At 34.3% G+C, this 22,943-nt stretch carries 21 protein-coding genes; 4 read left to right on the top strand and 17 right to left on the bottom strand.

Annotated features, from left to right (window positions below):
- Positions 1 to 57: 57 nt before the first annotated feature.
- The 6 genes from A9G48_RS09510 to A9G48_RS09485 all read right to left on the bottom strand — a co-directional run bounded on the left by A9G48_RS09510 (position 58) and on the right by A9G48_RS09485 (position 5,870).
- Positions 58 to 1,299, bottom strand: coding sequence for an MFS transporter (locus A9G48_RS09510; protein WP_034946641.1), 1,242 nt, complete (start codon positions 1,297 to 1,299; stop codon positions 58 to 60).
- 322 nt (positions 1,300 to 1,621) lie between these two features.
- Positions 1,622 to 2,731: a ribosomal protein uL16 3-hydroxylase gene (locus tag A9G48_RS09505; protein ID WP_034946638.1), complete on the bottom strand. Its 1,110-nt coding sequence runs from the start codon at positions 2,729 to 2,731 to the stop codon at positions 1,622 to 1,624.
- Positions 2,724 to 3,506, bottom strand: a complete 783-nt coding sequence (locus A9G48_RS09500; RefSeq protein ID WP_034946636.1) for a YchF/TatD family DNA exonuclease — start codon at positions 3,504 to 3,506, stop codon at positions 2,724 to 2,726. The genes A9G48_RS09505 and A9G48_RS09500 overlap by 8 nt, the downstream gene beginning before the upstream one ends.
- A 3-nt stretch (positions 3,507 to 3,509) precedes the next feature.
- Positions 3,510 to 4,691 (bottom strand): lipopolysaccharide assembly protein LapB, encoded by a 1,182-nt coding sequence (gene lapB / locus A9G48_RS09495; protein ID WP_034946633.1) that lies wholly within the window; start codon positions 4,689 to 4,691, stop codon positions 3,510 to 3,512.
- Positions 4,692 to 4,702: 11 nt separating this feature from the next.
- Positions 4,703 to 5,008: a LapA family protein gene (locus A9G48_RS09490; protein ID WP_034946630.1), complete on the bottom strand. Its 306-nt coding sequence runs from the start codon at positions 5,006 to 5,008 to the stop codon at positions 4,703 to 4,705.
- Positions 5,009 to 5,150: 142 nt separating this feature from the next.
- On the bottom strand, positions 5,151 to 5,870 hold the full coding sequence (locus tag A9G48_RS09485) for a phosphatase PAP2 family protein (protein ID WP_051825298.1): 720 nt from the start codon (positions 5,868 to 5,870) through the stop codon (positions 5,151 to 5,153).
- 104 nt (positions 5,871 to 5,974) lie between these two features.
- Between A9G48_RS09485 and ribA the strand changes: the two genes are divergently transcribed.
- Positions 5,975 to 6,583, top strand: a complete 609-nt coding sequence (ribA, locus tag A9G48_RS09480) for a GTP cyclohydrolase II (RefSeq protein WP_034946627.1) — start codon at positions 5,975 to 5,977, stop codon at positions 6,581 to 6,583.
- A gap of 141 nt (positions 6,584 to 6,724) precedes the next feature.
- On the opposite strand, the gene A9G48_RS09475 is transcribed toward ribA, so the two are convergent.
- The 4 genes from A9G48_RS09475 to zipA form a co-directional block, all read right to left on the bottom strand.
- Positions 6,725 to 6,913: a 2-hydroxymuconate tautomerase gene (locus A9G48_RS09475; protein WP_065568975.1), complete on the bottom strand. Its 189-nt coding sequence runs from the start codon at positions 6,911 to 6,913 to the stop codon at positions 6,725 to 6,727.
- Between the two features lie 8 nt (positions 6,914 to 6,921).
- Complete coding sequence (gene luxS, locus A9G48_RS09470) at positions 6,922 to 7,437, bottom strand: S-ribosylhomocysteine lyase (protein WP_034946624.1); 516 nt, start codon at positions 7,435 to 7,437, stop codon at positions 6,922 to 6,924.
- Between the two features lie 62 nt (positions 7,438 to 7,499).
- Positions 7,500 to 9,530 (bottom strand): NAD-dependent DNA ligase LigA, encoded by a 2,031-nt coding sequence (gene ligA / locus A9G48_RS09465; protein ID WP_442903344.1) that lies wholly within the window; start codon positions 9,528 to 9,530, stop codon positions 7,500 to 7,502.
- Positions 9,531 to 9,766: 236 nt separating this feature from the next.
- Positions 9,767 to 10,708, bottom strand: coding sequence for a cell division protein ZipA (zipA, locus tag A9G48_RS09460; protein ID WP_442903343.1), 942 nt, complete (start codon positions 10,706 to 10,708; stop codon positions 9,767 to 9,769).
- A gap of 409 nt (positions 10,709 to 11,117) precedes the next feature.
- Here zipA and A9G48_RS09455 point away from each other — a divergent pair, with 409 nt between their 5' ends.
- Together A9G48_RS09455 and A9G48_RS09450 are read left to right on the top strand one after the other, a co-directional pair.
- Positions 11,118 to 12,314 (top strand): efflux RND transporter periplasmic adaptor subunit, encoded by a 1,197-nt coding sequence (locus A9G48_RS09455; protein ID WP_051825294.1) that lies wholly within the window; start codon positions 11,118 to 11,120, stop codon positions 12,312 to 12,314.
- Positions 12,315 to 12,333: 19 nt separating this feature from the next.
- Positions 12,334 to 15,540: an efflux RND transporter permease subunit gene (locus tag A9G48_RS09450; protein ID WP_034946618.1), complete on the top strand. Its 3,207-nt coding sequence runs from the start codon at positions 12,334 to 12,336 to the stop codon at positions 15,538 to 15,540.
- A 312-nt stretch (positions 15,541 to 15,852) separates the two neighbouring features.
- On the opposite strand, the gene ruvC is transcribed toward A9G48_RS09450, so the two are convergent.
- The 7 genes from ruvC to A9G48_RS09415 all read right to left on the bottom strand — a co-directional run bounded on the left by ruvC (position 15,853) and on the right by A9G48_RS09415 (position 21,155).
- Complete coding sequence (ruvC, locus tag A9G48_RS09445; protein ID WP_051825291.1) at positions 15,853 to 16,338, bottom strand: crossover junction endodeoxyribonuclease RuvC; 486 nt, start codon at positions 16,336 to 16,338, stop codon at positions 15,853 to 15,855.
- Positions 16,338 to 17,081, bottom strand: a complete 744-nt coding sequence (locus A9G48_RS09440; protein WP_034946615.1) for a YebC/PmpR family DNA-binding transcriptional regulator — start codon at positions 17,079 to 17,081, stop codon at positions 16,338 to 16,340. Before A9G48_RS09440 ends, ruvC begins: the two co-directional genes overlap by 1 nt.
- A gap of 189 nt (positions 17,082 to 17,270) precedes the next feature.
- Positions 17,271 to 17,567, bottom strand: coding sequence for a DNA-binding transcriptional regulator Fis (fis, locus tag A9G48_RS09435; RefSeq protein WP_025315996.1), 297 nt, complete (start codon positions 17,565 to 17,567; stop codon positions 17,271 to 17,273).
- A gap of 7 nt (positions 17,568 to 17,574) precedes the next feature.
- On the bottom strand, positions 17,575 to 18,582 hold the full coding sequence (gene dusB / locus A9G48_RS09430) for a tRNA dihydrouridine synthase DusB (RefSeq protein ID WP_034946608.1): 1,008 nt from the start codon (positions 18,580 to 18,582) through the stop codon (positions 17,575 to 17,577).
- Positions 18,583 to 18,619: 37 nt separating this feature from the next.
- Positions 18,620 to 19,486 (bottom strand): 50S ribosomal protein L11 methyltransferase, encoded by an 867-nt coding sequence (gene prmA / locus A9G48_RS09425; protein WP_034946605.1) that lies wholly within the window; start codon positions 19,484 to 19,486, stop codon positions 18,620 to 18,622.
- On the bottom strand, positions 19,461 to 20,912 hold the full coding sequence (panF, locus tag A9G48_RS09420; protein WP_034946602.1) for a sodium/pantothenate symporter: 1,452 nt from the start codon (positions 20,910 to 20,912) through the stop codon (positions 19,461 to 19,463). Before panF ends, prmA begins: the two co-directional genes overlap by 26 nt.
- A gap of 6 nt (positions 20,913 to 20,918) precedes the next feature.
- Complete coding sequence (locus A9G48_RS09415) at positions 20,919 to 21,155, bottom strand: YhdT family protein (RefSeq protein ID WP_034946599.1); 237 nt, start codon at positions 21,153 to 21,155, stop codon at positions 20,919 to 20,921.
- Between the two features lie 178 nt (positions 21,156 to 21,333).
- On the opposite strand from A9G48_RS09415, the gene ilvC reads away from it, so the two are divergent.
- Positions 21,334 to 22,812: a ketol-acid reductoisomerase gene (gene ilvC / locus A9G48_RS09410; RefSeq protein ID WP_065576121.1), complete on the top strand. Its 1,479-nt coding sequence runs from the start codon at positions 21,334 to 21,336 to the stop codon at positions 22,810 to 22,812.
- The last annotated feature ends 131 nt before the right edge of the window (positions 22,813 to 22,943 follow it).

The following is a 22,943-nucleotide window of genomic DNA, read 5'->3' as shown; positions in this document are numbered from 1 at the left end:
ACAGGGCGTTAAGTCCTGTTTTTCATTTACAATTTGATAAGGTAGAAATTTTTTTTATTAATCTAGAGCTTTACCTTTGGTTTCTGGAATTAAAAAGACAAAAGCAGCCGCTGAAAGTAGGTAAGCTGCTGAAAGTAATGCAAGAGCATAGCTAATAGAATAAATGGTTGCGAGATAAGCAATTAGGACTTGTGAAACACCTGCAATACCACGACCAGTATTAAAAATAATATTTTCCGCACTTGAACGTGCATCGGTCGGATAATGTTCAGCAAGCAAAGCTCCATAGCCGCCCATCATACCATTGACGAAAAAGCCAATAACAGATCCAAATATGATTAATATTGTCATATTGGTTTGTTGAAAATAAAACCATATGGATATGGTTGAGATTAAAAGGAATACGATATAAGAAGGTCGACGTCCAAATTTATCACATAACCAACCAAAAATTAAGATACCTAAGGACATACCAATTGTTGTTGAGATTGTCCAAAACATGGTGTTTTTAAATTCTAATTTTAGCTCGGAAGCTATCATATTTGGCATCCAAACCATGAGCCCATAAAATCCGAAGTTTTGTACTGCACACGCTATTGTTAATCCGATTGTTGTCGCAGTTGTTTTTGGCGAACTAAACAGTTTATTAATAGCAATTTTATTTTTGTTTTGATCTTTTAAATTTTGCCAAATTTCTGGTTCTTTCAGTCCGTTACGTGTCCACGCCACAAATAGTGCTGGTAACACACCTACAGCAAAGGCCCAACGCCACCCATAAAATTCACCAATAAAATTAACTGTTAAAGTGGCAAGAATAATGCCAGCTTGAAAGCCTAATGCAACGATGGAGGTTGCTCTTGATCGTTTGTTTTTAGGCCAGCTTTCTGAAACCAGTGTCATACCGATACCAAATTCGCCACCAAGTCCAAGCCCACTTAAAAATCGAAAGATTAAGAAGCTTTCATAATTAGGTGCAATAGCACATAGTCCAGTAAATAGGGAAAAGATTAAAATGGTCCATGAAAAGACTCTAACTCGACCATATTTGTCTGCAAGGATACCAAATAAAATACCACCCAGTACAGCTCCAAGCAATGTGACGGATGTTAAAGTACCCAAATCGGTATTAGATAAATTAAAGGTAGTAGAAATTAGGCTAAAACAAACACCTAAGATCATCATATCCATGCCATCTAATGCGTAACCGACAGTAGATGCAAAAAGCGTTCTTTTTTGATATGGGGTTGTTTGTTCGCTTTCATTTTTAACTTGCTTGAATGAGTTTGCTTCAGCTTTCATGTGTACCTCTAGTTATTTAAATAAATAGTTGCTTAAAATACGCGTTTTTTATGTTTAATCTTTGTTTAGACGGTAGCTAATTTAAAGCGGGGCAAGTATATACTTAAAACTTATAAAAATCCAACTTAAAGACCCAAACAACCTTTTTATAAATAAAAAGGTTGTTTGTAGTTAAAGATCCCCACGTTATGAGCAACTATTTTTATTCATTTGTGGCATTACAAAAGCGAAAAATCTCAATTATTTATTGAGTACTAAAAGTTTGTTTTATAGTCAGATATTAACCAAATATGTTAACTTTTATGAAGATAACATACTATTTTTAATCAATAAAATACCAATATCCTTTATTGACAAGTTTAAGCATAGTGTTTAGTACGTTTTTATCTTGTAATTGTTCGTAACTCAAAATTTCAGTTTCGCATAAAATATCAATCATTGGCTTAGGTAAATTTATTTTTTCTCCATGAATATAGCCAGATTCACCAATTTTAAACATTCGAATGCTTGGTACTCGACACAATTTTGCGCCAGTTTGTAACATTGACTGAAATTCATCATATTCGTATGGGGGTTCAACAGAAACGATGTTAAGTTCATGCATTGGTAAAGTGATGTGTTTGCCAAACCAATCATTAAATAGGTTCGGTGTTTTGACCAAGTCAATGATTTGATCTTGCAATTTGGCTAATTCATAAGGCTGAATTTGATAAGGATCTTTAGGTAATTTTAAATCTGGATCTTGATAAAAAATACCATTAGGCAAGTTATCAATAATGTAGTCTGCAAAACCACTTAGTAGCTCTTGTGAAGTTTGCGTTCTAAAACCAACCGAATAACTTAATGATTCGCCAATCGATATACCATTGTGTGGATAGCCAATTGGGATATATAAAATATCACCCGCTACGATTTCTTCATCAATGATGGAATGGTATTTTTCAACATGCAATAACGCTTTATGAGCGTTAAATTGCTTATAATTTGGGTTTCGATCACCAACTTGCCAACGTCTGCATCCCTTACCTTGGATAATAAAAACATCATAATTATCAATATGAGGACCAACTCCAGCCCCTTTAGTGGCATAAGAAACCATTAAATCTTCAAATTGCCATTGGGGTATGCACTTAAAGGGTTCTAGTAAAGTGGCTGCTTGTTCGTGCCAATGATCAACAGCTTGTACTAATAAACTCCAATGATCTTCACCTAAACGGCTAAAATCAGTGAAAGGACCAAATTTGGCATCCCATTTACCATTTTTGTTGGTAACGATCCGGCTTTCGATCTCTTCCTCCATTGCCAATCCAGCAAGTTCGTCGGGGGTAATAGGGTCAATAAAATGCTTAAAAGCATTACGTAAAATAACCGGTTTTTTTTGCCAGTAATTTTTTAAAAAATTATCCCAGTCTATGGTTAATTTATTACTCATTTAATTTCCCCTGTAAATTAAATAACTGACAAAAGTTATTGGTTGTTTGCTGAGCAATAATATCTAGCGTTACGCCTTTTAAAATAGATAAATAGTTAGCAACTTCCCGTACGTAAGCTGGTTGGTTTTCTTTTCCTCGGTAAGGTACGGGTGCCAAATAAGGTGAGTCCGTTTCAACCAAAATTCGGTCAATTGGTACATATTTTGCAACTTCGCGTAAAGCTTCAGCATTTTTAAAGGTGATAATGCCAGAAAAAGAAATATAAAAACCGATATCTAATAATTGTTTAGCTGTGTCAATATCTTCGGTGAAACAGTGTAATACACCAGAGTGGACATGCTCTTCTTTTAGTATTTTTAAGGTATCTTGTTTGGAGCTGCGTGTATGGACAATAATGGGTTTACTTAATTTTCTACCTAAGCGTATGTGCTCTTTAAAAATAGTTTGTTGTAATTCTATATTGTCTTGCTGGTAATAATAATCAAGCCCCGTTTCGCCAAGTGCTACGACATTATCTTGTCTTGCTAAAGTTTCAAAACGATTTGCATCGTATTGTTCATCGTCAAGGTTAAGTGGATGAATACCGCAAGAAAGAGAACATTGTTTTTGATAAGGTGTGAGCAGTTGCCTCATTGACTCATAACCTGATAGAGTTGTTGCTACGCTTAGACAATGTTTAACATCATTTTTGAGTGCATCTTGTAACACTTTATCGATAGATCTTGTACTTAAGTTTAAACTATCTAAATGACAGTGTGAATCAATTAAAAACATATATTACTCTTTATTTGAATGTTGTTCAAAATCACGAACAGGTTTGATGGTCGACCAAGAACGGCAAGCCGGACATAACCAATAAATAGAGTTAACTGTGAATCCACATTTTTGGCAGCGATAATTTGGTACCGCTTTTATTTGTTCTCCTACCATATTACGTAAAAGTAATAAACTTTCTCTTGCTTTACCTTGTTCTGCATCTGCTACATGATAATCCATTAATCGATAAAATCCTTTTAAATTAGGATGTTTAATGAGTTCTCGATACATGTAATATTGTGCCGCATCAAGCCCTTTTTGTTTTTCAATAATATCTGCAAACATGAGCTCAGCTACACTACCAGTGTCTTGTTCAACACATTGTTGTAAAAATTGTTGAAATTCATATTGATTATCAAGCTGTTGATAACAATCTTTTAGTAATGGTAATGCTTCACCAATGAATGCTTTGTCCTGATGTAAAATTTGTTGAAATGATTCGATCGCTTGTTCAGTTTTATTTTGTACCATAAGTACTCTTCCCAACATGAGTGATGTTCGTGCACATGTGGAGTCAGCAGACGCTGATTTTTGTAAAAAAACATAAGCTTTGTCTAAATCTTCATTTGCCATTGCTAAGGATGCTAACTCACAATAAAATTGAGCTATATCTGTTTTATATTTAATATTGCCTAATTTAACCAGTTTTGTTGCTGCATTGATGGCACTTATCCATTCACTAGTTGATTGGTAAATAATGATAAGTTGTTGTAAAGCGTGTTGTTGAAAGTCTTCTTCATCAATTAATTGTAAAAACATGCCTTCAGCACGATCGTATAGACCGGCTATCATATAGTCTCTGCCTAATTGCTGAATAGCTAATAATCGCTGATCGAAAGTTAATGAAGAACTTTCCATCAAAGCTTGATGAATGCGTATCGCTCTATCCACCTCGCCCCGAGATCGAAATAAATTTCCTAACGTTAGATGTGCTTCAAGTGTGCCTTCATCTTCTTTTAACATGTCTAAGAATAGATCGACAGCTTTGTCTTTTTGATTCGATAAAAGAAAATTAAGACCATCGACATATTCACGTGATAATCGATTCGATTGAGCTAAATATTTTTGTTTTGCATTTCTGTCACCCATATACCAGCCATATGCAGCGGCAATAGGAAGCAATAGAAATAACAGTTCAAACATAATCTCTTTTCTTAATCGATTTTTGTTAATTGTGTTTTTTGATGATTTGCTAAATCTTCATCATATTTTTTTTGTAATTTATTCAATTTACGTTTAGTCGATGAGTGTTGTAATTTTGATTTGAGAAAAAATATACCTGTTACAAACCAACCTACAATGAAACCAGAACCAAATAAAATTCCGAGTAAAACAGATATGCGTACTTCTGATTTTGCGACTAAATAATTAAATGTTACAACCTGATCATTGGCTGCTCCTAGTGCTATAGATATGGCAAAAATGGCAATTATCAATAGAACCAATATAATTAATTTCATAACGTTGACCTTTCTATTTTTATCTGAACATCTTTTTTATTAATGGTTTATTTATATATTTCTGCATTTATTTTTATAAAGCAGTGTTAAAAGCTGGTCTTTAATAAAATTCTCGCTGAATTTTGAATCATTTTTCTTAAAGTTATTTCTCTACTATATGATATTTTCGGGCATAAAAACAGCAGATTAATGAAATACTCCAAGCTATTATAATGCCGAGTGCTAAATCTTCTGGTCTATGCATACCAAGCAATAAGCGACTTATTTCAATTAACCCCGTCCATAGAATGATAATTGATACAACAATATAATGACGTTTAAAACCAAATAATGTTATTGCTAAAAAAGCAAATGTCGCTGCAAATAACGTATGTCCAGAAGGGAATGAATAGCCCGTTTCGTTCTGCCAATGTTTAGCGAGCCAGCTAGGAATTATTGGTGAGTCATTTAATGTTTTTTCAATGAGTACTTTTCTTTCCGGTTTCGGTAGAGAGTAAAAAAACTTGTCATTGATGTTATATTCTTTTGCCATCCACAATACGTAAGGTCTTGCTTTAGTTGTTTGATTTTTTATCATGGATTTAATTACTTGTCCAATAAATAGTGCAGTTACTAAAATCAAACTTAACGATATTATATTTTTTATGGATTTATTAGGTAATAATAGGCAAAATAGTATCAATAAAAAGACCGAGGTAATTAAAGCCCAGTAAATACTTGCTGTTTCTGTTACCCAGAAAAAATATTCTGATGTAATATTTAAACTATTTGGCTGCCAATGCCAATTTATGACTATAATAGTAAGTGGCACAATTAAAAAAATAGCTAATACTGCTATTGTTTTTTTGATAACTAACCTCATTTTAAAACTCAATTAAGCATTATGTGCTGTCTATTTTAGCATAGATGGTTATCTATTTTTAAGAGGATACCACATCTATGTTTTTATTTAATACGGAGATAATAATGCAATTAAGACATATTGCACAAGCTAAATTACCAACACCGTGGGGATGTTTTACGATTGCTGGATTTGAAGAAATTGCAACAAGTAAAGATCATGTTGCATTAATATTTGGTGATATTACAGAACCTGTTCCGATTCTTACGAGAATTCATTCAGAGTGTTTAACCGGAGATGCGTTGTTTAGTTTACGTTGTGATTGTGGTTTTCAACTTGAAGCAGCATTAAAGCAAATTGCAAAAGAAGGGAAAGGTATTCTAATTTATCATCGCCAAGAAGGACGTAATATTGGTTTGCTCAATAAAATTAGAGCTTATGCACTACAAGATAAAGGGCTTGATACTGTTGAAGCAAATGAGCAATTGGGTTTTGCTGCAGATGAGCGAGATTTTACATTGTGTGCAGATATATTGACTTTGTTAGGCGTGACACAAATACGATTATTAACTAATAATCCAGAAAAAATAAGAGTTCTTGAGCAAGCTGGCATTCAAATTACCGAGAGAGTGCCTTTAGAAGTTGGTGAAAATCCAAATAATGAGCATTATTTGGAAACCAAAGTAAACAAAATGGGGCATTTACTTCATTTGCACCACTGTAATCATGAATAATTATTGATTATTAAGGCTTACCTCAAAATATATAAAGTATTTTGAGGTTATAGCAATGTTGTTATGTAATAAAAATGTAGTCATTATTTGATAGATTAAAAGGCATTGTTTTTATCAAAACAATAATAAATACCTTTTGGGTTATTTTTTATCACAACGTAATATGCCGCCATTGGCGATTTGATCTTGCGATATCTCATGCATAATGATTTGGACTGCTTCACGTTTGCAATTTAATGTTTCAACAATGGCATCTGTGACACGCTTTGCCATCTCTCTTTTTTGTTCTACTGTGCGACCTTCTAAAAAATCGATAACAACGTTTGGCATAAAAACTCCTAGTACTTTATTTGAGCAAGCTGATCTTCGGTTAATGCAATATCTTTATTTTGACATACGTTTATATTGCTTTGAATAATTTTTTTAGCAATTGCTTTTGCCTCTTCAAGTGAATGCATTTTATAAGTGCCACATTGATATTCATTAAGCTCTGGGATTTCTTTTTGTGATTTTACTTTTAAAACGTCATTCATTGATTTTTGCCATGCTTCAATTACCAATGATTCATCAGGCATGCCTATTAAAGACATGTAAAATCCAGTACGGCATCCCATTGGGGAAATATCAATAATTTCAACTTTATCACTATTGAGATGCTCTCTCATAAATCCAGCAAAAAGATGTTCAAGGGTATGGATTCCTTTTTCGGGTAGCAGATCTTTGTTTGGAATGGTAAAACGTAAATCAAATACCGTTATATTATCGCCTTTTGGGGTTACCATGGTTTTAGCAATTCGTACAAAGGGCGCTTTCATTTTGGTATGATCAACTTTAAAACTATCTAATAATGGCATTATTTTCTCCTTAAGATTGGATTGTTAGATATTTTTTATAATCTAACAATTCCAAAATATACTTATTTATCTAATAAATCTAACATTTCTTGTTCATCAATAACTTTGATACCTAGCTCTTGAGCTTTATCTAATTTTGATCCTGCAGCTTTACCAGCAATAACTAAATCAGTGTTTTTCGATACGCTACCGGTTACTTTTGCGCCTAGTTGTTTTAATTTTTCTTTTGCTTCATCGCGAGTTAAAACCGATAAAGTACCTGTTAGAACAATGGTTTTTCCGGAAAAAGGGGAATTGGCTCCAGACATTTGTGCTTGTGGATCAACATTTTGCCAATGAATACCAATTTCGTCACTTGTTAGCTGTTCAATTATATTACGATTATGCGGTTCTTGAAAAAAGTCTACAATACTTTCGGCAATCACTATGCCAATATCATTAACCAATTGTAATTGTTCAAGTGTAGCATTTTCTATAGCGAGTAAATTACCAAAATGATTAACGAGATTTTCGGCTGTCACTTCACCTACGTTGGGTATGCCAAGAGCGAAAATAAAACGGCTTAATGTTGTGTTTTTAGATGTATTTAACGCATTAATTAAGTTATTAGCTGATTTTTCCCCTACTTTGTCTAAAGAGCAGAGTATAGGTACTGTAAGTTTATAGAGATCGGCTGGGGTTTTGACGTAACATTTATCAACTAATTGTTCAATAAGTTTATCGCCCATACCGTCAACATTCATCGCTCGACGAGAAATAAAATGTTTTAATGCTTCTTTACGTTGCGCAGGACAGATTAATCCACCTGCACATCGAGAAATAGCTTGACCTTCATCTCTAACAACAAGTGAATCACAAATAGGGCAGTGAGTGGGAAAAATTATCGCTTTGGTATCAGCAGGTCTTTTATCTAATAGTACCGAAACAATTTTTGGAATAACATCGCCAGCCCGGCGAATTGATACATAATCTCCTTCGCGTACACCTAATCTTTCTATTTCATCACTATTATGCAAAGTTGCATTACTGACAATCACCCCTGCTACTGAGACAGGCTCAAGTCTTGCAACAGGTGTGATTGCCCCTGTGCGCCCAACTTGAAAGTCTACTTTCTTTAATTGTGTGACTTCTTCTTGAGCAGGGAATTTAAATGCGGTTGCCCAACGAGGAGCTCGAGCAACAAAACCAAGTTCGTTTTGTAATGCAATACTATTGACTTTGATAACCACACCATCGATATCAAAATCTAATGACATGCGTTCTTCACCAATTTGTTTGAAATAATCTAACGCCGCTTTTGCACCTTGACGTAGTTGTACTTTGTCACTGATAGGTAAACCCCAAGTTTTAAATTGCATTAAACGTGCATAGTGTGTATCAGGTAATGGAGTTCCTTCTATGATTCCTACGCCATAACATAAAAAGGTTAATGGTCTTTTAGCGGTTATTTTAGGATCTAATTGTCTTAATGAACCTGCAGCAGCATTACGAGGATTAGCAAATATTTTTTCATTCCGTTTTACAGCATCGGCATTTAGCTTGGCAAAGCCTTTGTGTGTCATAAATACTTCACCGCGTACTTCCAATCGATTGGGGATATTTTTGCCTTTTAATACCAAGGGTATGGTTTTAATGGTTCTAACGTTTGTAGTTATATCTTCACCAGTGGTTCCATCTCCACGTGTTGCTGCGCGGGCAAGATGACCTTTTTCGTATAGTAAACTGACAGCTAAACCATCTAATTTGAGTTCACAACAATATTCGATAGATTCATTTTCACTTAAGCGCAAACGATCTTTTATACGTTTATTAAATGCAATAAAACTTTGTTCATCAAAAACATTATCAAGTGAAAGCATTGGCAGTTCATGTTTTATGGATGCAAATTGTGATAAAGGTGAACCACCAACACGTTGGGTCGGAGAATCTGGCGTGATAAGTTCTGGATATAATTGTTCTAATGTTTGAAGTTGTTTAATAAGTTTATCATATTCGGCATCAGGTATCTCTGGTGCATCTAACACATAGTAACAATATTCATGATGCCTAATCACATCACGTAAAGTTGTTAATTCTTTTGTTGTTTGTTGTATTGATATTAAACTGTTTGTTGCGTTTTCAGATTTATTTGATAGTGACATGATAATAGGCTCTTAAAATTAAAATGTGATATAGGAAATATCATTACACACATATCGCATTAGCTTTATTAGATGTTATTTTTTAAAAAATATTTAAATTTTATTTACAAGTTGTACAACATGCAGACTATTACCAACAACATAAGTTGGTGGCAATAGTGTTAAGAGATTTGTTAAAATATTGTTGTTTAAATTTCGTTACAAGCTTTTTTAATACGTTCTTTATAGCTATCAATTTTTTGTGGGGTTAACATATGTTGTTTATCATCCAATACTACACCGTCCACATCATCAGCAATACGTTGTGCTGTTTGTAACATTAATTTAAAGTTTTGTTGATTGTTACCTTGAGTTGGCGCAATCATAAAAATTGATACACCAGGGGTTGTAAATTCGTGCATTGTTTCAGGATCTAAATGCCCAGGATTAATCATATTCGCTAAACTAAACAAAACAGGACCGTTTCCGGCTGGATCAACATGGCGATGAAAAATTCTCATATCACCAAATTGAAAACCTGATTGCATAATACTAGCTAACAACACATCACCTTGTAACAATTTGCCATTTATACCTGTAACATTTAAAACAATAATTTCAGTTTTACTTTCTTCAGGATTTAGATTTAATTTTTCAGATGTATTATTTTTTATAGATAAGTCTGTTTTTGCCATTTCTTTATTAGGCTGGTTTTTATTGACTTCATTTTTAACATTTTTATTAGATTCAGCTTTTTCACTACACCTTGTTTGTGGTGGATTAGCAACTGGTTCCTTGTCGAAAAGATCACTATGAACGCTGATTACAGGATCAGAAGTAAATTCTGTTTTAGTATCATTATTATTAGTAAAGAGATCTTCTTGTTGTGGAATAGGTTCTTTTTCAACTTCTTTAGATGTTTTTTCAATATTAATTGTATTTTTTGTTTTGATTAATACCACATCATCTTCTTCAGCTTCATTGATATAAAGATTCTCTTGCTGTTGAGTATTGGGCATAACTTTGTTTTTCTTATCAGAATCAAAGAGAGAAGAACGTTCTTTTTTATTAATCCAAAATCCATGTATCAATAATGCAATTATGACCAAGGATGCAATAACAATTAGAACAATACGTAAATTATCCATAATAACCATCTCAGAATTTAAATTAATATCGACTCATCTTATTCAATAATATTTTGAATAAAAATGATTACGGCGTAAAACAATGCAAAATTTTAATCATTTATTTGTAAATTAAATAATTTTTTATTGGATAACAGTACATAGATGCGTTGTATTATACCATTATCATTTTATATAAGATACTTTTTGCACCTCAAATCAACCGAAATATAATACTTTATTTCCAAGAAGAATCCTATTTATCAATACAAATTTTTTATAGGAACTCTATAAATTTATTTTTTAGAACTCTGTGCTATTAACTCGTAAAGATATTTACAATTTATGCCTGTTTTTTGTAAAATCATCCGTTACTTTTAAATAAGATTCATTGTCTTAAAAATAACAATTAAGTTACTGAGGTCATTTTTATATGAGATTTAACAAGCTACTATTAACTGTGCCAGTGGCACTAACCAGCTTATTTTTATTAACAAGTTGTGATAATACGCAATCACAAAATGGTAGTAATCAAACGCCGAAAGTAACCGTATTTAAAGTGGAACCATTAACTTATACTTTAAAAATTGGATTACCAGGTCGAGTTGTTGCATCTCAAATTGCTGAAATTAGACCTCAGGTCGGTGGAATTGTTTTAAAACGTGAATTCGATGAAAGTTCGAATGTGAAAGCTGGTCAATCACTTTATCAAATCGACCCTGCCATTTATCAAGCTAATTACGATAGTGCCGTTGCCAGTGTTGCTAGTGCTAAAGCTAATGCAAGTATTGCGCAACTGACTTTAAAACGTTACGCAGGTCTACTGAATACCAAATCCATCAGTCAACAAGATTATGATAAAGCTGCAGCAGATGCTAAACAGGCTGAAGCTAAAGTGCTTGTTGCGCAAGCAGCTGAGCATACCGCAAAAGTAAATTTAGATTATACTAAAGTGTATTCACCAATTAATGGTTATATTGGTAAATCAAGTGTTACTGAAGGGGCTTTGGTTTCAGCAGGTCAATCAACTGCATTAGCCTTAGTTCAACAACTTGATCCAATTTATGTGGATATGACAGAGGCTGCGACACGTTATAACAAATATCTACAAGATCAAAATGTCATTTATGAGCCGGCTAAAGAAAACAATGTTGAACTCTATTTTAGTGATGGTTCAAAATACGCTTATTCTGGTAATATTAAATTTTCCGATATGACAGTTAATGAAACAACTGGTACTGTAACTTTACGTTCTCAATTCCCTAATACTGAAGGTAAAATTCTCCCTGGTATGTTTGTTAAACCGCAAATGACTCTTGGTTATATTAAAAATGCAGTTATAGTTCCTCAACAAGGTATTACGAGTAATAAACTTGGGCAATATACCGCTAAAATTTTAAAACCTGATAACACGATTGAATATCGCCAAAATATACAAGTTTATACGGGGATTAACGGATATTGGATTATAACTAAAGGTATTGATATTGGTGAACAAGTTATTACAACTGGATTACTTAATTTAACTGGAGTTGAGATGGGTAAACCAATGAAAGGTAAAATAGTTGGTGAACCAGCAATGCTTACTCAAGAGCAGTTAGATAGTATCATCAAAAACAGTGTGAAATAAAGCAGGGGTAGATTTAATTATGGCTAAGTTTTTTATTGATAGACCTGTTTTTGCATGGGTAATCGCTATCATGATGATGCTCGGCGGTGCTTTATGTATAAAGCTTTTAGCTGTCGAACAATATCCAGATATCGCTCCACCAGCAGTCACTGTTACCGCAAGCTATCCAGGTGCGGATGCTCAAACAATTGAGAATACTGTTACCCAGCTGATAGAACAGAATTTAACTGGACTTGATAATTTAATATACATGAAATCAACCAGTAGTGCACAAGGTGTGGTTCAAACAACGTTAACCTTCTCACCAGGTACGAGTCCAGATTTTGCGCAAGTACAAGTATTAAATAAAGTAGAGAGTATAAAATCTCGTTTACCTGAAAGTGTACAAAAAAATGGTGTTTCAGTAGCTAAAAATAATACTAACTTTTTAAAAGTTATCGGTTTCTATTCGACTAACCCATTAAAAACACAAGCAGATATTGCTGACTTTGTTTACTCAACGGTACAAGATCCAATTCGACGTGTGCAAGGTGTTGGTGATACACAGTTATTCGGCTCAGAATATGCGATGCGTATTTGGCTTGATCCTAATAAATTAACTTATTTTAATTTATCTATTGAAGAAATTACTGCTGCTATTCAATCTCAAAATGCTCAAGTAACTGCAGGACAACTAGGTGCATTACCGGTAATTGATGGTCAACAATTAAATGCTACTATTACTGCCCAATCACGTTTAAAAACACCTGAGCAATTCCAAAATATTTTACTTCGTGTTAATACGGATGGTTCTAACATCTTATTAAAAGATGTGGCAAAAGTTGAAATAGGCGCTGCTGATTATAGTTTTATCTCTCGTTATGATGGTAAGGCATCAGCAGGTCTTGGGATATATTTAGCAACTGGCGCTAACCAATTAGATACTTCTGAACAGGTAGATAAGAAGATTAAAGAGTTGTCTCAAATCTTTCCTGAGGATATTAAGTTTGCTTATCCATACGATACTACACCATTTGTTAAACTTTCCATTAACAATGTAATACACACACTTATCGAGGCAATTATTTTGGTTGTTATCGTTATGTATGTGTTTTTGCAGAATCTTCGTTCAACACTTATACCAACAATTACGGTTCCTGTTGTACTATTAGGGACGTTCGCCATTTTGTATATTTGTGGGTTTACCATCAATACATTATCGATGTTTGCTATGGTACTGGCGATTGGTCTTCTGGTCGATGATGCAATAGTCGTTATTGAAAACGTTGAGCGTATTATGCATGATGAAGGTTTATCACCTTATGCTGCAACAGTTAAATCAATGGAGCAGATAACATCTGCGTTAGTAGGGATAGCCGTTGTTCTGTCTGCCGTTTTTGTGCCAATGGCATTTTATGGTGGTGCTGCCGGAGGAATTTATCGTCAATTTTCTATTACTATTGTAACGGCGATGGGATTGTCAGTTATTATGGCAATTGTATTAACGCCTGCTCTTTGTGCCCAAATATTGAAAGCACCTTCTAAAAATAAATCTAATAAGACTTCATTTGTTGAAAATTTAGAAAATGTACCTCCATTTAGTTGGTGTTCTAAATGGACAAAAATATTTTTTGATTGGTTCAATCACTTTTATGATAAAAGTTTACGTGCCTATGAAAAAGGTGTAATAAAAGTAATTCGTTATCCTCTAATTGCTTTTGTTTGCTATGTGTTGATCATTGTAGGATTAGTATTTGGATTTAATCGTTTACCAACAGGATTTTTACCTAATGAAGATCAAGGGGTTCTTATTGTTTTGGTAGAATTGCCTCCTGGATCGACATTAGAACAAACCATGTCTGTATTAGATAAAACCACAAAATTCTATATGGAGAAAAAAGCTGATTCAGTGAAGGAAGTGTTTACAGTAGCTGGTTTTAGTATGGTTGGACGTGGGCAAAACATGGGGCTTGGTTTTATACGATTAAAAGATTGGGATATACGTAAACGTGCAGATCAAAAGGTGGATGCCTTAGCAAGAAGTGGTATGGGTTATGCTTCTACTATAACGGAAGGACGAGTCATTGTGACCAATTTGCCTGCAGTGCCTTCATTGGGTATGGCAAACGGTTTTTCTTACATGTTAAAAGATTCTGCTGGATTAGGGCATGATGCATTAGTCGGCGCATTTTTCCAAATTTTAGGTGAAGCTTCAAAACATCCTGATTTACAACAAGTACGTCCTGCAAGTATGTTAGATGTTCCACAATATAAAATTAATGTTGATTTTGAAACGGCACAAGCTCTTGGCATTTCGGTAAGTAGCGTTAATAATGTATTATCAACAGCCTTAGGTTCTGCTTATATTGATGACTTTGTTTATAATAACCGAGTTAAGAAAGTATATTTACAATCTGATGCACCATATCGTATGTTGCCTGATGATTTTAGTCATTGGCATGTAAAAAACAAAAATGGTCAGATGGTGCCGTATGATGCTTTTGCAACTACATCTAAAAGCTATGGTTCACCATCATTAGTCCGTTACGATGGTGTCGCTGCTATGGGTATTAGTGGATCTGCCGCTCCTGGTTTGAGTTCTGGTCAAGCAATGGCTGTGATGGAAGAGTTATCTAAACATTTACCGAAAGGGTTTACTTTTGATTGGACAGATATTTCTTATCAAGAACGTCAAACTGGTTCACAGACAACAACACTTTATATTATTTCTATTATAGTGGTGTTCTTGTCGTTAGCAGCTTTATATGAAAGTTGGAGTGTACCAATTTCGATCTTATTTGTTATTCCTTTAGGTATCTTAGGGACTGTGTTTGCAACTATGTTTAGAGGACTGGATAACGACATTTATTTTATCGTGGGGTTATTAACAACAATGGGGCTATCAGCAAAGAATGCTATCTTAATTGTTGAATTTGCCAAAGATGCTCTTGAAAAAGAGGGTAAATCATTAATGGATGCCACCCTTGAAGCTTGTCGGCTTCGTTTGCGTCCGATTTTAATGACTTCATTTGCTTTTATTTTAGGGGTACTACCTCTAGCATTAAATAGTGGTGCGGGATCTGCAAGTCAAAATGCAGTAGGTACTGGTGTAATTGGTGGTATGTTAACAGCAACCTTTTTAGCAATATTTTATGTTCCATTGTTCTTTTTGTTTGTAACAAAAGTGTTTACAAAGCATAAAAATAAAGTCGTTTTACCGACAGAGAGAACTAAATCTAAAGATTAGCTCATTGATTTAATTAGTATAGCTAGTTTATTTTAGCCATTATAAAGTTAAGAAATATGAGACCTAATTTGATACTAGTATTAGCTTAAGCTAAAAAATGCACCAATTTATTTGGTGCATTTTTTTTGATAAATTAGTTTTTTAAAACAAGATATTATTAATTAATACGATTGAATGATTTTATTATGTGTATTGGAATCTCGTGTATCAATTAAAATAGACTTATTGGAATTGTTTTAAAAGAGGATAAACGTAAATCATAATTAACACTAAGTTAGTATTAATTATGTAGAAGTAGTTAACTTGAATTTACTAATAAGATTTTACTGAATGTTGTATCATATGAGCATGCGTTATTGCTATTGCTAAAGCATCTGCTGCATCAGCTTGGGGGGAGGCTGGTAGTTTTAATAGTAATTTCACCATATGCTGAACCTGCTTTTTATCTGCTGCGCCTGTTCCTACAACACTTTGTTTAACCAATCGTGCAGCATATTCAAAGACCGGTAAGTCTTTGTTAACAGCTGCAACAATCGCTGAACCTCTTGCTTGTCCTAATTTTAAAGCTGAATCGGCATTACGAGCCATAAAAACTTGTTCAATAGCAAATATATCGGGTTGAAATTGGAAGATAATTTCACTAACACCTGCATGTATACGCTTTAAACGTGTAGGAAGGTCATCTACAGCAGTACGAATACATCCACTACCAAGATAAGTTAATTGTCGCCCAGTTTGACGAATTACACCGTAACCCGTCAAACGAGAGCCAGGATCAATGCCTAAAATAATGGCCATTAAAGTGTTGCTGCAACTTCTTCCGAAACTTCACCATTATGGTAAACTTCTTGGACATCATCACAATCTTCAAGCATATCGATAAGACGTAGTAATTTTGGTGCCGATTCAATATCAAGATCTACTTTCGTTGCTGGAATCATTGATACTTCTGCTGATTCAGCCACTAATCCTGCTGCATCAAGCACATCTTTTATTTCACCAAATGATTCAGGTGTCGTAAATACATCAATTGCACCATCATCATAAGTTATTACATCATCTGCACCAGCTTCAAGTGCGGCATCCATCACTTTATCTTCATCAGTACCAGTTGGATAGGAAATAACGCCTTTTTTGGTAAATAAATAAGAAACAGAACCATCAGTACCTAAATTTCCTCCAGCTTTGGTGAAGGCGTGTCGTACTTCTGAGACTGTCCGATTACGATTATCACTTAAACACTCAACCATGACTGCTGTGCCAGCTGGACCATAGCCTTCGTAAATAATCGTTTCCATATTAGTATCATCCTCACCTCCGACTCCACGAGCCACTGCACGATTCATGGTGTCACGAGTCATATTATTTGATAATGCTTTGTCCATTGCTGCACGTAAACGAGGATTTGACGCTGGATCGCCACCACCTATTTTTGCTGCCGTCACCAGCTCACGAATAATTTTGGTAAAGATTTTACCGCGTTTTGCATCTTGCGCTGCTTTGCGGTGCTTGGTATTGGCCCATTTACTATGACCTGCCATAAAATTCTCCAGATTAAAAAATTTAAAAAATCGTCACATTTTAACAAACTTTTAGTAAAACTTCATTATCAATATGTCTATTGATTTTACTTCTCAAATCTGACAAATTTTTTAAAAATTAACTAATAAAAAAAGCGCCTAATAGATTAGACGCTTTTCAATCATGTACAACATGCCAATAAGTATTGATTAACTCATCCCATATTGTTTTAATTTTTTGCGTAAGGTGCCACGATTAATACCTAGCATGTTTGCTGCTCGAGTTTGATTTCCACGTGTATATTGCATAACCATATCAAGGAATGGGTGTTCAACTTCAGCTAACACTAATTCATATAAGTCATTAGGATCTTCGCCATTTAATTGTGATAAATAGTTTTTTAATGCTTGCTTTACAGAATCTCGCAAAGGTTTTTGTGTTATTTGGTCTTGTGAGTTTACAGTTGTAAATTTAAGTGCTGCAGCTGTAACGCGTTGTTCTGACATAGTATTCTTAACTCTTTTGTTTGTATCTAATTTGACTAAAAAATGCTTTTAGTGTTTTTACTTGCTCACTTGTATTGTTGAGTACACTAAATAAGCGCCTAAATTGATCGCTATCAGCATAGTTCTTGGTATACCAATTGACATGCTTTCTAGCAATCCGTAATCCTTTGTATTCTCCATAAAACTGATAAAGGTCATCAAGGTGCATAAGCACTACTTGTTCCACTTCATCAATCGTTTTTTCTTTTTGTAACTTTCCATGTGTTAAATAGAATGCAATTTCTTCAAATATCCAAGGTCGCCCTTGTGCCGCTCGGCCGACCATTATAGCATCAGCTTGCGTATATTGAAAAACATCTTTTGCTTGTTTAGGTGTACAAATATCACCATTAGCAATTACTGGAATTGTAACATTTTCTTTCACTGCTTTTATTGATTCATATTCTGCTACACCATTGAAAAAGCAATCACGAGTGCGCCCATGAATAGTAATAGCCTTTACTCCACAATCCTGCGCAATTTGTGCGATTTCAATGCAATTTCTATGATTTTTATCCCATCCAGTCCGCATTTTCAATGTTACAGGCACATCAACTGCGCCAACAACTTTTTGCAAAATGGTTTTAATCAGTTCTGGATACTGCATTAATACAGAACCGGCTAGTTTTTTATTAACTTTTTTAGCTGGGCATCCCATATTGATATCAATCAATTGGGCACCGTGTTTGACATTAAACTCAGCTGCTTTGGCCATCTCATCAGGATCGGATCCGACAAGTTGTACTGCACGTATACCTTTATCATCAGCTGAGATAATTCTTAATGCTGATTTATCAGTATGCCATACATCTGAATTTGCCAAAAACATTTCTGATATTGTCATGCCTGCTCCAAACCGGTAGCATAAATTTCGAAACGGTTTGTCACTGATTCCAGCCATTGGTGCGGCAATTAAGTTATTTCTTAATGTGACCTTACCAATATTTAGCAAATTTAAGTTGGCTATATTACGCATTTTTTCTCGAACTTAAAAGGGGAAAAACGTCAATTTTTCACTTTTTTTTACCAGTGATGCGACACCATTCTTCCTGTTCAATAACAGGATCAAGCTCAAAATGAGATCGATAAGCAGTGCAAACACTATGTGATTGGGTTGTAAGTATCCCAGATAAACCTAATAATCCGGATGGTTTAACAAGTTTATTTATATTTGGTTCAAGTTCTTTTAATGGACCAGCTAAGATATTTGCAACAATGACATCTGCTTGTAAAGCATCAGGAATATCTTTAGTTAAATAAAGTTCTAATTTATTGCTAACATTGTTACGAGCTGCATTATCACGGCTCGCTTGAATTGCTTGTGGATCAATATCAATACCAATTACACGTTTTGCGCCAAGTTTTAAAGCTGCGATAGCTAAAATGCCTGAGCCACAGCCATAATCTATAACTAATTTGTCTTTTAAATTTAAGCTATCTAGCCAAGTTAAGCATAAGGCAGTGGTTGGATGTGTGCCTGTCCCAAAAGCTAAACCAGGGTCTAGCATAATGTTAACGGCTTTAGGATCGGGAACTTCTTGCCAGCTAGGACAAATCCATAAGCGTTTACCAAATTGCATAGGATGGAAATTGTCCATCCATTCACGTTCCCAATTTTTATCTTCTAATCGCTCAATTTTATAAGAATATTGTTCAAGATCTAATATGACTTTTAATTCATCCAAATCAATTTGATCATCATACAGACCGATAACGTCAGTATTTCCCCAAAGTTTTGTTTCACCAGGTAACGGTTCAAAAACAGGCGTATCATAAGTATCTTCAAAGGTAACTGATAATGCACCTGATTCTTCTAATTGTTCACTAATTTGTTCGGCAAGATCACTAGTAGTATTAATTCTGAGTTGAATCCAAGGCATAATTTTTTCCTGTGTTACCAAACATATTGGCAATAATGAAAACAACCAATCCAATAATTAACGATGGAACTATTGGATGGAAAGAATAAATTTTAATATTATAAGCAGCCAATAAAGCATAACTCGTAGCACCAGCAAACATTGAGCAAAATGCACCAGTTGCATTGGCATTTTTCCAATAAAGCCCAAGAATTAATGGCCATAAAAATACCGCTTCTAAACCACCGAACGCAAGTAAATTTAACCAAATAATCATATCTGGTGGATTTTTGGCTGCTAATATCAGTAATCCTCCAAAAATAAAAGTAATACTAATAGATATACGGGTTAACATTTTGTCACTATATTTTGTATTAGGCTTTATACTTAAATAAAGATCTTTAATAATAACAGATGAAACTTGTAATAATTGAGCATTGATTGTCGACATAATTGCAGCTAATGGCGCAGCTAAAAAAATACCCGCTGCTAATGGAGGTAATACATGGATAATTAATGTAGGTATAATTAGATCTGGAACGGTTAAATCATCAATAATTGCTCTCCCAAGAGCACCCGATAAGTGCATAGTTAACATAATGATGGTCACTACGATAGTTCCAATGATGATACCTTGATGTACGGCTTTACTGTTTTTGTAAGCCATACAACGCACAGCAGTATGTGGTAAACCTACAACACCAAAACAAACTAATACCCAAAATGATGCCATAAAAGGGAAATCCATGAAATTGTTAGGACCTTGTGGAGATAACAAAGCAGGATCAATTTCTTTTAAACGATCAATAATTGTGGTAATCCCACCACCAGCATAAATAATTGCAGTTAATAGCAAAATTGAGCCGATGATCATCACTAAACCTTGGAAAGCATCATTTAAAATACTCGCTCTAAATCCACCAAATGCGGTATAAATGACAGTACCAATGCCGAAAATTAATAATCCAACGCGATAAGGTATGCCAACAGAAGATTGCAATAAACGGGCTCCACCGACAAACTGAACAGTCATAGCGCCAATAAAAGCAACGACAAGAGCAATACTGGCAAACCAGACAATCATCTTATTTTTATAATGAGCATAAAGCATATCACTTAACGTTATAGCATTATATTTACGTGCTAAAATAGCAAATTTCTTTCCTAAAATACCAAGTGAAAGCAAAACAGTAGGAACTTGAATCATAGATAATAATACCCAACCTAATCCATATTTATAAGCTGCTCCTGGACCGCCAATAAATGAGCTAGCACTAATATAAGTTGCTGCTAAGGTCATTGCGAGTAAAAAGCCTCCCATAGTTCTATTACCGATAAAATAATCGGTAAATTGATTTACTTTTTTTCGTTTTACATAAGCATAAATAGATAAGGCAAACACAAAAATGAGATAAATATAAATCGGTAAAATAATGTCGGTATTCATCATTAATCACTTAGTTTGTTCTAAAGAAATATTTTTGAACTGAAATTTTACAATCACCCAGCATAGCAAAATAAAACTCAAAGGAGACATAATACAAGAAAGTTCAAACCACATGGGAAAACCTAAAATGCCAGATTCATTGCCAATATTATAAGCAGTGACAACCCATGCAATCAAATAAATTACTGTAACTAATAAAGATAAAATCGCTTCTTTATTTGCTTGCTTATATCGTGTATCCATATTGTAAAAAATAGTCAATAGATGAAAGGTGGCTTAGAGTAAAAGAAAGTATATTATTTGGCAAGTATATTGCAATTTATGCAACGTAATGTTTTAAATATATCAATTTTAGCAATAATAAAATTGATATATAGTGCCAGTTAACTAATTTTTAACAACTCAAATCATGGAGAGCGTTATGTCAAACTATTTTAATACCCTAAATTTACGAGAAAAATTAGAACAGCTAGGGCAATGCCGTTTTATGAAACGTGATGAATTTACATCAGAATCTGATTTTTTAAAAGGTAAAAAAATTGTAATTATTGGTTGTGGAGCACAAGGTCTTAACCAAGGTCTTAATATGCGAGATTCAGGTTTAGATATATCTTATGCATTACGTAAAGAGGCTATTGCTGAAAAACGCCCATCATGGAAGAAAGCAACTGAAAATGGTTTTAAAGTAGGAAGTTATGAAGAATTAATTCCAACAGCAGATCTTGTTATCAATTTAACTCCTGACAAACAACATTCTACCGTTGTTCAAGCTATTCAGCCGTTAATGAAAAAAGGCTCTGCGCTTGGCTATTCTCACGGATTTAATATTGTTGAAGTAGGAGAAAAGATTCGCTCTGACATCACAGTTGTGATGGTAGCCCCTAAATGCCCTGGCACTGAAGTTCGTGAAGAATATAAACGTGGTTTTGGGGTACCGACTCTGATCGCAGTTCACCCAGAAAATGATCCAAAAGGAGAGGGGCTAGCGATTGCTAAAGCATGGGCTGCCGCAACTGGTGGACATCGTGCAGGTGTTTTACAATCGTCATTTGTTGCCGAAGTAAAGTCTGATTTAATGGGCGAACAAACAATTCTTTGTGGTATGCTACAAACAGGATCATTACTTTGTTTTGATAAGCTAGTGGCAGATGGTGTTGATCCTGCTTATGCATGTAAATTACTCCAATTTGGTTGGGAAACGATCACAGAAGCGCTAAAACAAGGCGGGATTACTTTAATGATGGATCGTCTATCTAATCCAGCTAAACTGCGCGCGAATGCTTTAGCAAAAAAATTAAAAGCGATCATGACAGATCTTTATCGTAAACATATGGATAATATTATTTCAGGAGAGTTTTCATCTACTATGATGAAAGATTGGGCAAATGATGATGCTAACCTACTTAAATGGCGTAAAGAAACAGGTGAAACCGCCTTTGAAAAAGCTGCTGACTATCAAGGTAAAATTGATGAACAAGCTTATTTTGATCAAGGCGTTGTTATGGTTGCAATGGTTAAAGCTGGTGTTGAACTTGCGTTCGAAACCATGCTTGAATCTGGCATTTTACCTGAATCTGCCTATTATGAATCACTACACGAGTTACCATTAATTGCTAACACCATTGCACGTAAACGTTTATATGAAATGAATGTAGTAATTTCTGATACTGCTGAATATGGTAACTATTTATTTGCCAATGCAGCAATACCATTATTAAAAGAAAAATTTATGCCAATGTTACAACCTGGTGATCTTGGTAAAGCAATCCCTGAAGGTAGCGTTGATAATGCACTATTACGTGATGTTAACGAACAGATCCGTCATCATCCAATTGAGATCATAGGACGTAAACTTCGTAGTTATATGATTGATATGAAAAGAATTAATGTAGCCAATTAATTATTCATCGATTTTACTATGTTAAAAAGTGCTTAATTGCACTTTTTTTATATTTATTATTTTTAAAAAAAGAGTTGATTGCTAATTTTTGATATGAATTATGTCATGATTTAAAAAGATCTAATAATTAA

It is taken from the genome of Gilliamella sp. wkB18, from assembly GCF_001690875.1.
GTDB classification, from domain to species: domain Bacteria; phylum Pseudomonadota; class Gammaproteobacteria; order Enterobacterales; family Orbaceae; genus Gilliamella; species Gilliamella apicola_A.
Note: the sequence above shows the minus strand (reverse complement) of the source record. Positions and strands in the feature narration are given on the sequence as shown.

Excerpts from the sequence above, each read along its gene's own strand:
- A9G48_RS09455 (WP_051825294.1), top strand. The coding sequence starts at position 11,118 with ATGAGATTTAACAAGCTACTATTAACTGTGCCAGTGGCACTAACCAGC.
- A9G48_RS09415 (WP_034946599.1), bottom strand. The coding sequence starts at position 21,155 with ATGGATACACGATATAAGCAAGCAAATAAAGAAGCGATTTTATCTTTA.
- panF (WP_034946602.1), bottom strand. The coding sequence starts at position 20,912 with ATGAATACCGACATTATTTTACCGATTTATATTTATCTCATTTTTGTG.
- ilvC (WP_065576121.1), top strand. The coding sequence starts at position 21,334 with ATGTCAAACTATTTTAATACCCTAAATTTACGAGAAAAATTAGAACAG.
- A9G48_RS09450 (WP_034946618.1), top strand. The coding sequence starts at position 12,334 with ATGGCTAAGTTTTTTATTGATAGACCTGTTTTTGCATGGGTAATCGCT.
- A9G48_RS09510 (WP_034946641.1), bottom strand. The coding sequence starts at position 1,299 with ATGAAAGCTGAAGCAAACTCATTCAAGCAAGTTAAAAATGAAAGCGAA.
- lapB (WP_034946633.1), bottom strand. The coding sequence starts at position 4,691 with ATGTTTGAACTGTTATTTCTATTGCTTCCTATTGCCGCTGCATATGGC.
- A9G48_RS09490 (WP_034946630.1), bottom strand. The coding sequence starts at position 5,008 with ATGAAATTAATTATATTGGTTCTATTGATAATTGCCATTTTTGCCATA.
- A9G48_RS09440 (WP_034946615.1), bottom strand. The coding sequence starts at position 17,081 with ATGGCAGGTCATAGTAAATGGGCCAATACCAAGCACCGCAAAGCAGCG.
- A9G48_RS09505 (WP_034946638.1), bottom strand. The coding sequence starts at position 2,731 with ATGAGTAATAAATTAACCATAGACTGGGATAATTTTTTAAAAAATTAC.
- luxS (WP_034946624.1), bottom strand. The coding sequence starts at position 7,437 with ATGCCATTATTAGATAGTTTTAAAGTTGATCATACCAAAATGAAAGCG.
- A9G48_RS09475 (WP_065568975.1), bottom strand. The coding sequence starts at position 6,913 with ATGCCAAACGTTGTTATCGATTTTTTAGAAGGTCGCACAGTAGAACAA.
- A9G48_RS09485 (WP_051825298.1), bottom strand. The coding sequence starts at position 5,870 with ATGAGGTTAGTTATCAAAAAAACAATAGCAGTATTAGCTATTTTTTTA.
- A9G48_RS09500 (WP_034946636.1), bottom strand. The coding sequence starts at position 3,506 with ATGTTTTTAATTGATTCACACTGTCATTTAGATAGTTTAAACTTAAGT.
- ribA (WP_034946627.1), top strand. The coding sequence starts at position 5,975 with ATGCAATTAAGACATATTGCACAAGCTAAATTACCAACACCGTGGGGA.
- dusB (WP_034946608.1), bottom strand. The coding sequence starts at position 18,582 with ATGCGTAATATAGCCAACTTAAATTTGCTAAATATTGGTAAGGTCACA.
- prmA (WP_034946605.1), bottom strand. The coding sequence starts at position 19,486 with ATGCCTTGGATTCAACTCAGAATTAATACTACTAGTGATCTTGCCGAA.
- fis (WP_025315996.1), bottom strand. The coding sequence starts at position 17,567 with ATGTCAGAACAACGCGTTACAGCTGCAGCACTTAAATTTACAACTGTA.
- ruvC (WP_051825291.1), bottom strand. The coding sequence starts at position 16,338 with ATGGCCATTATTTTAGGCATTGATCCTGGCTCTCGTTTGACGGGTTAC.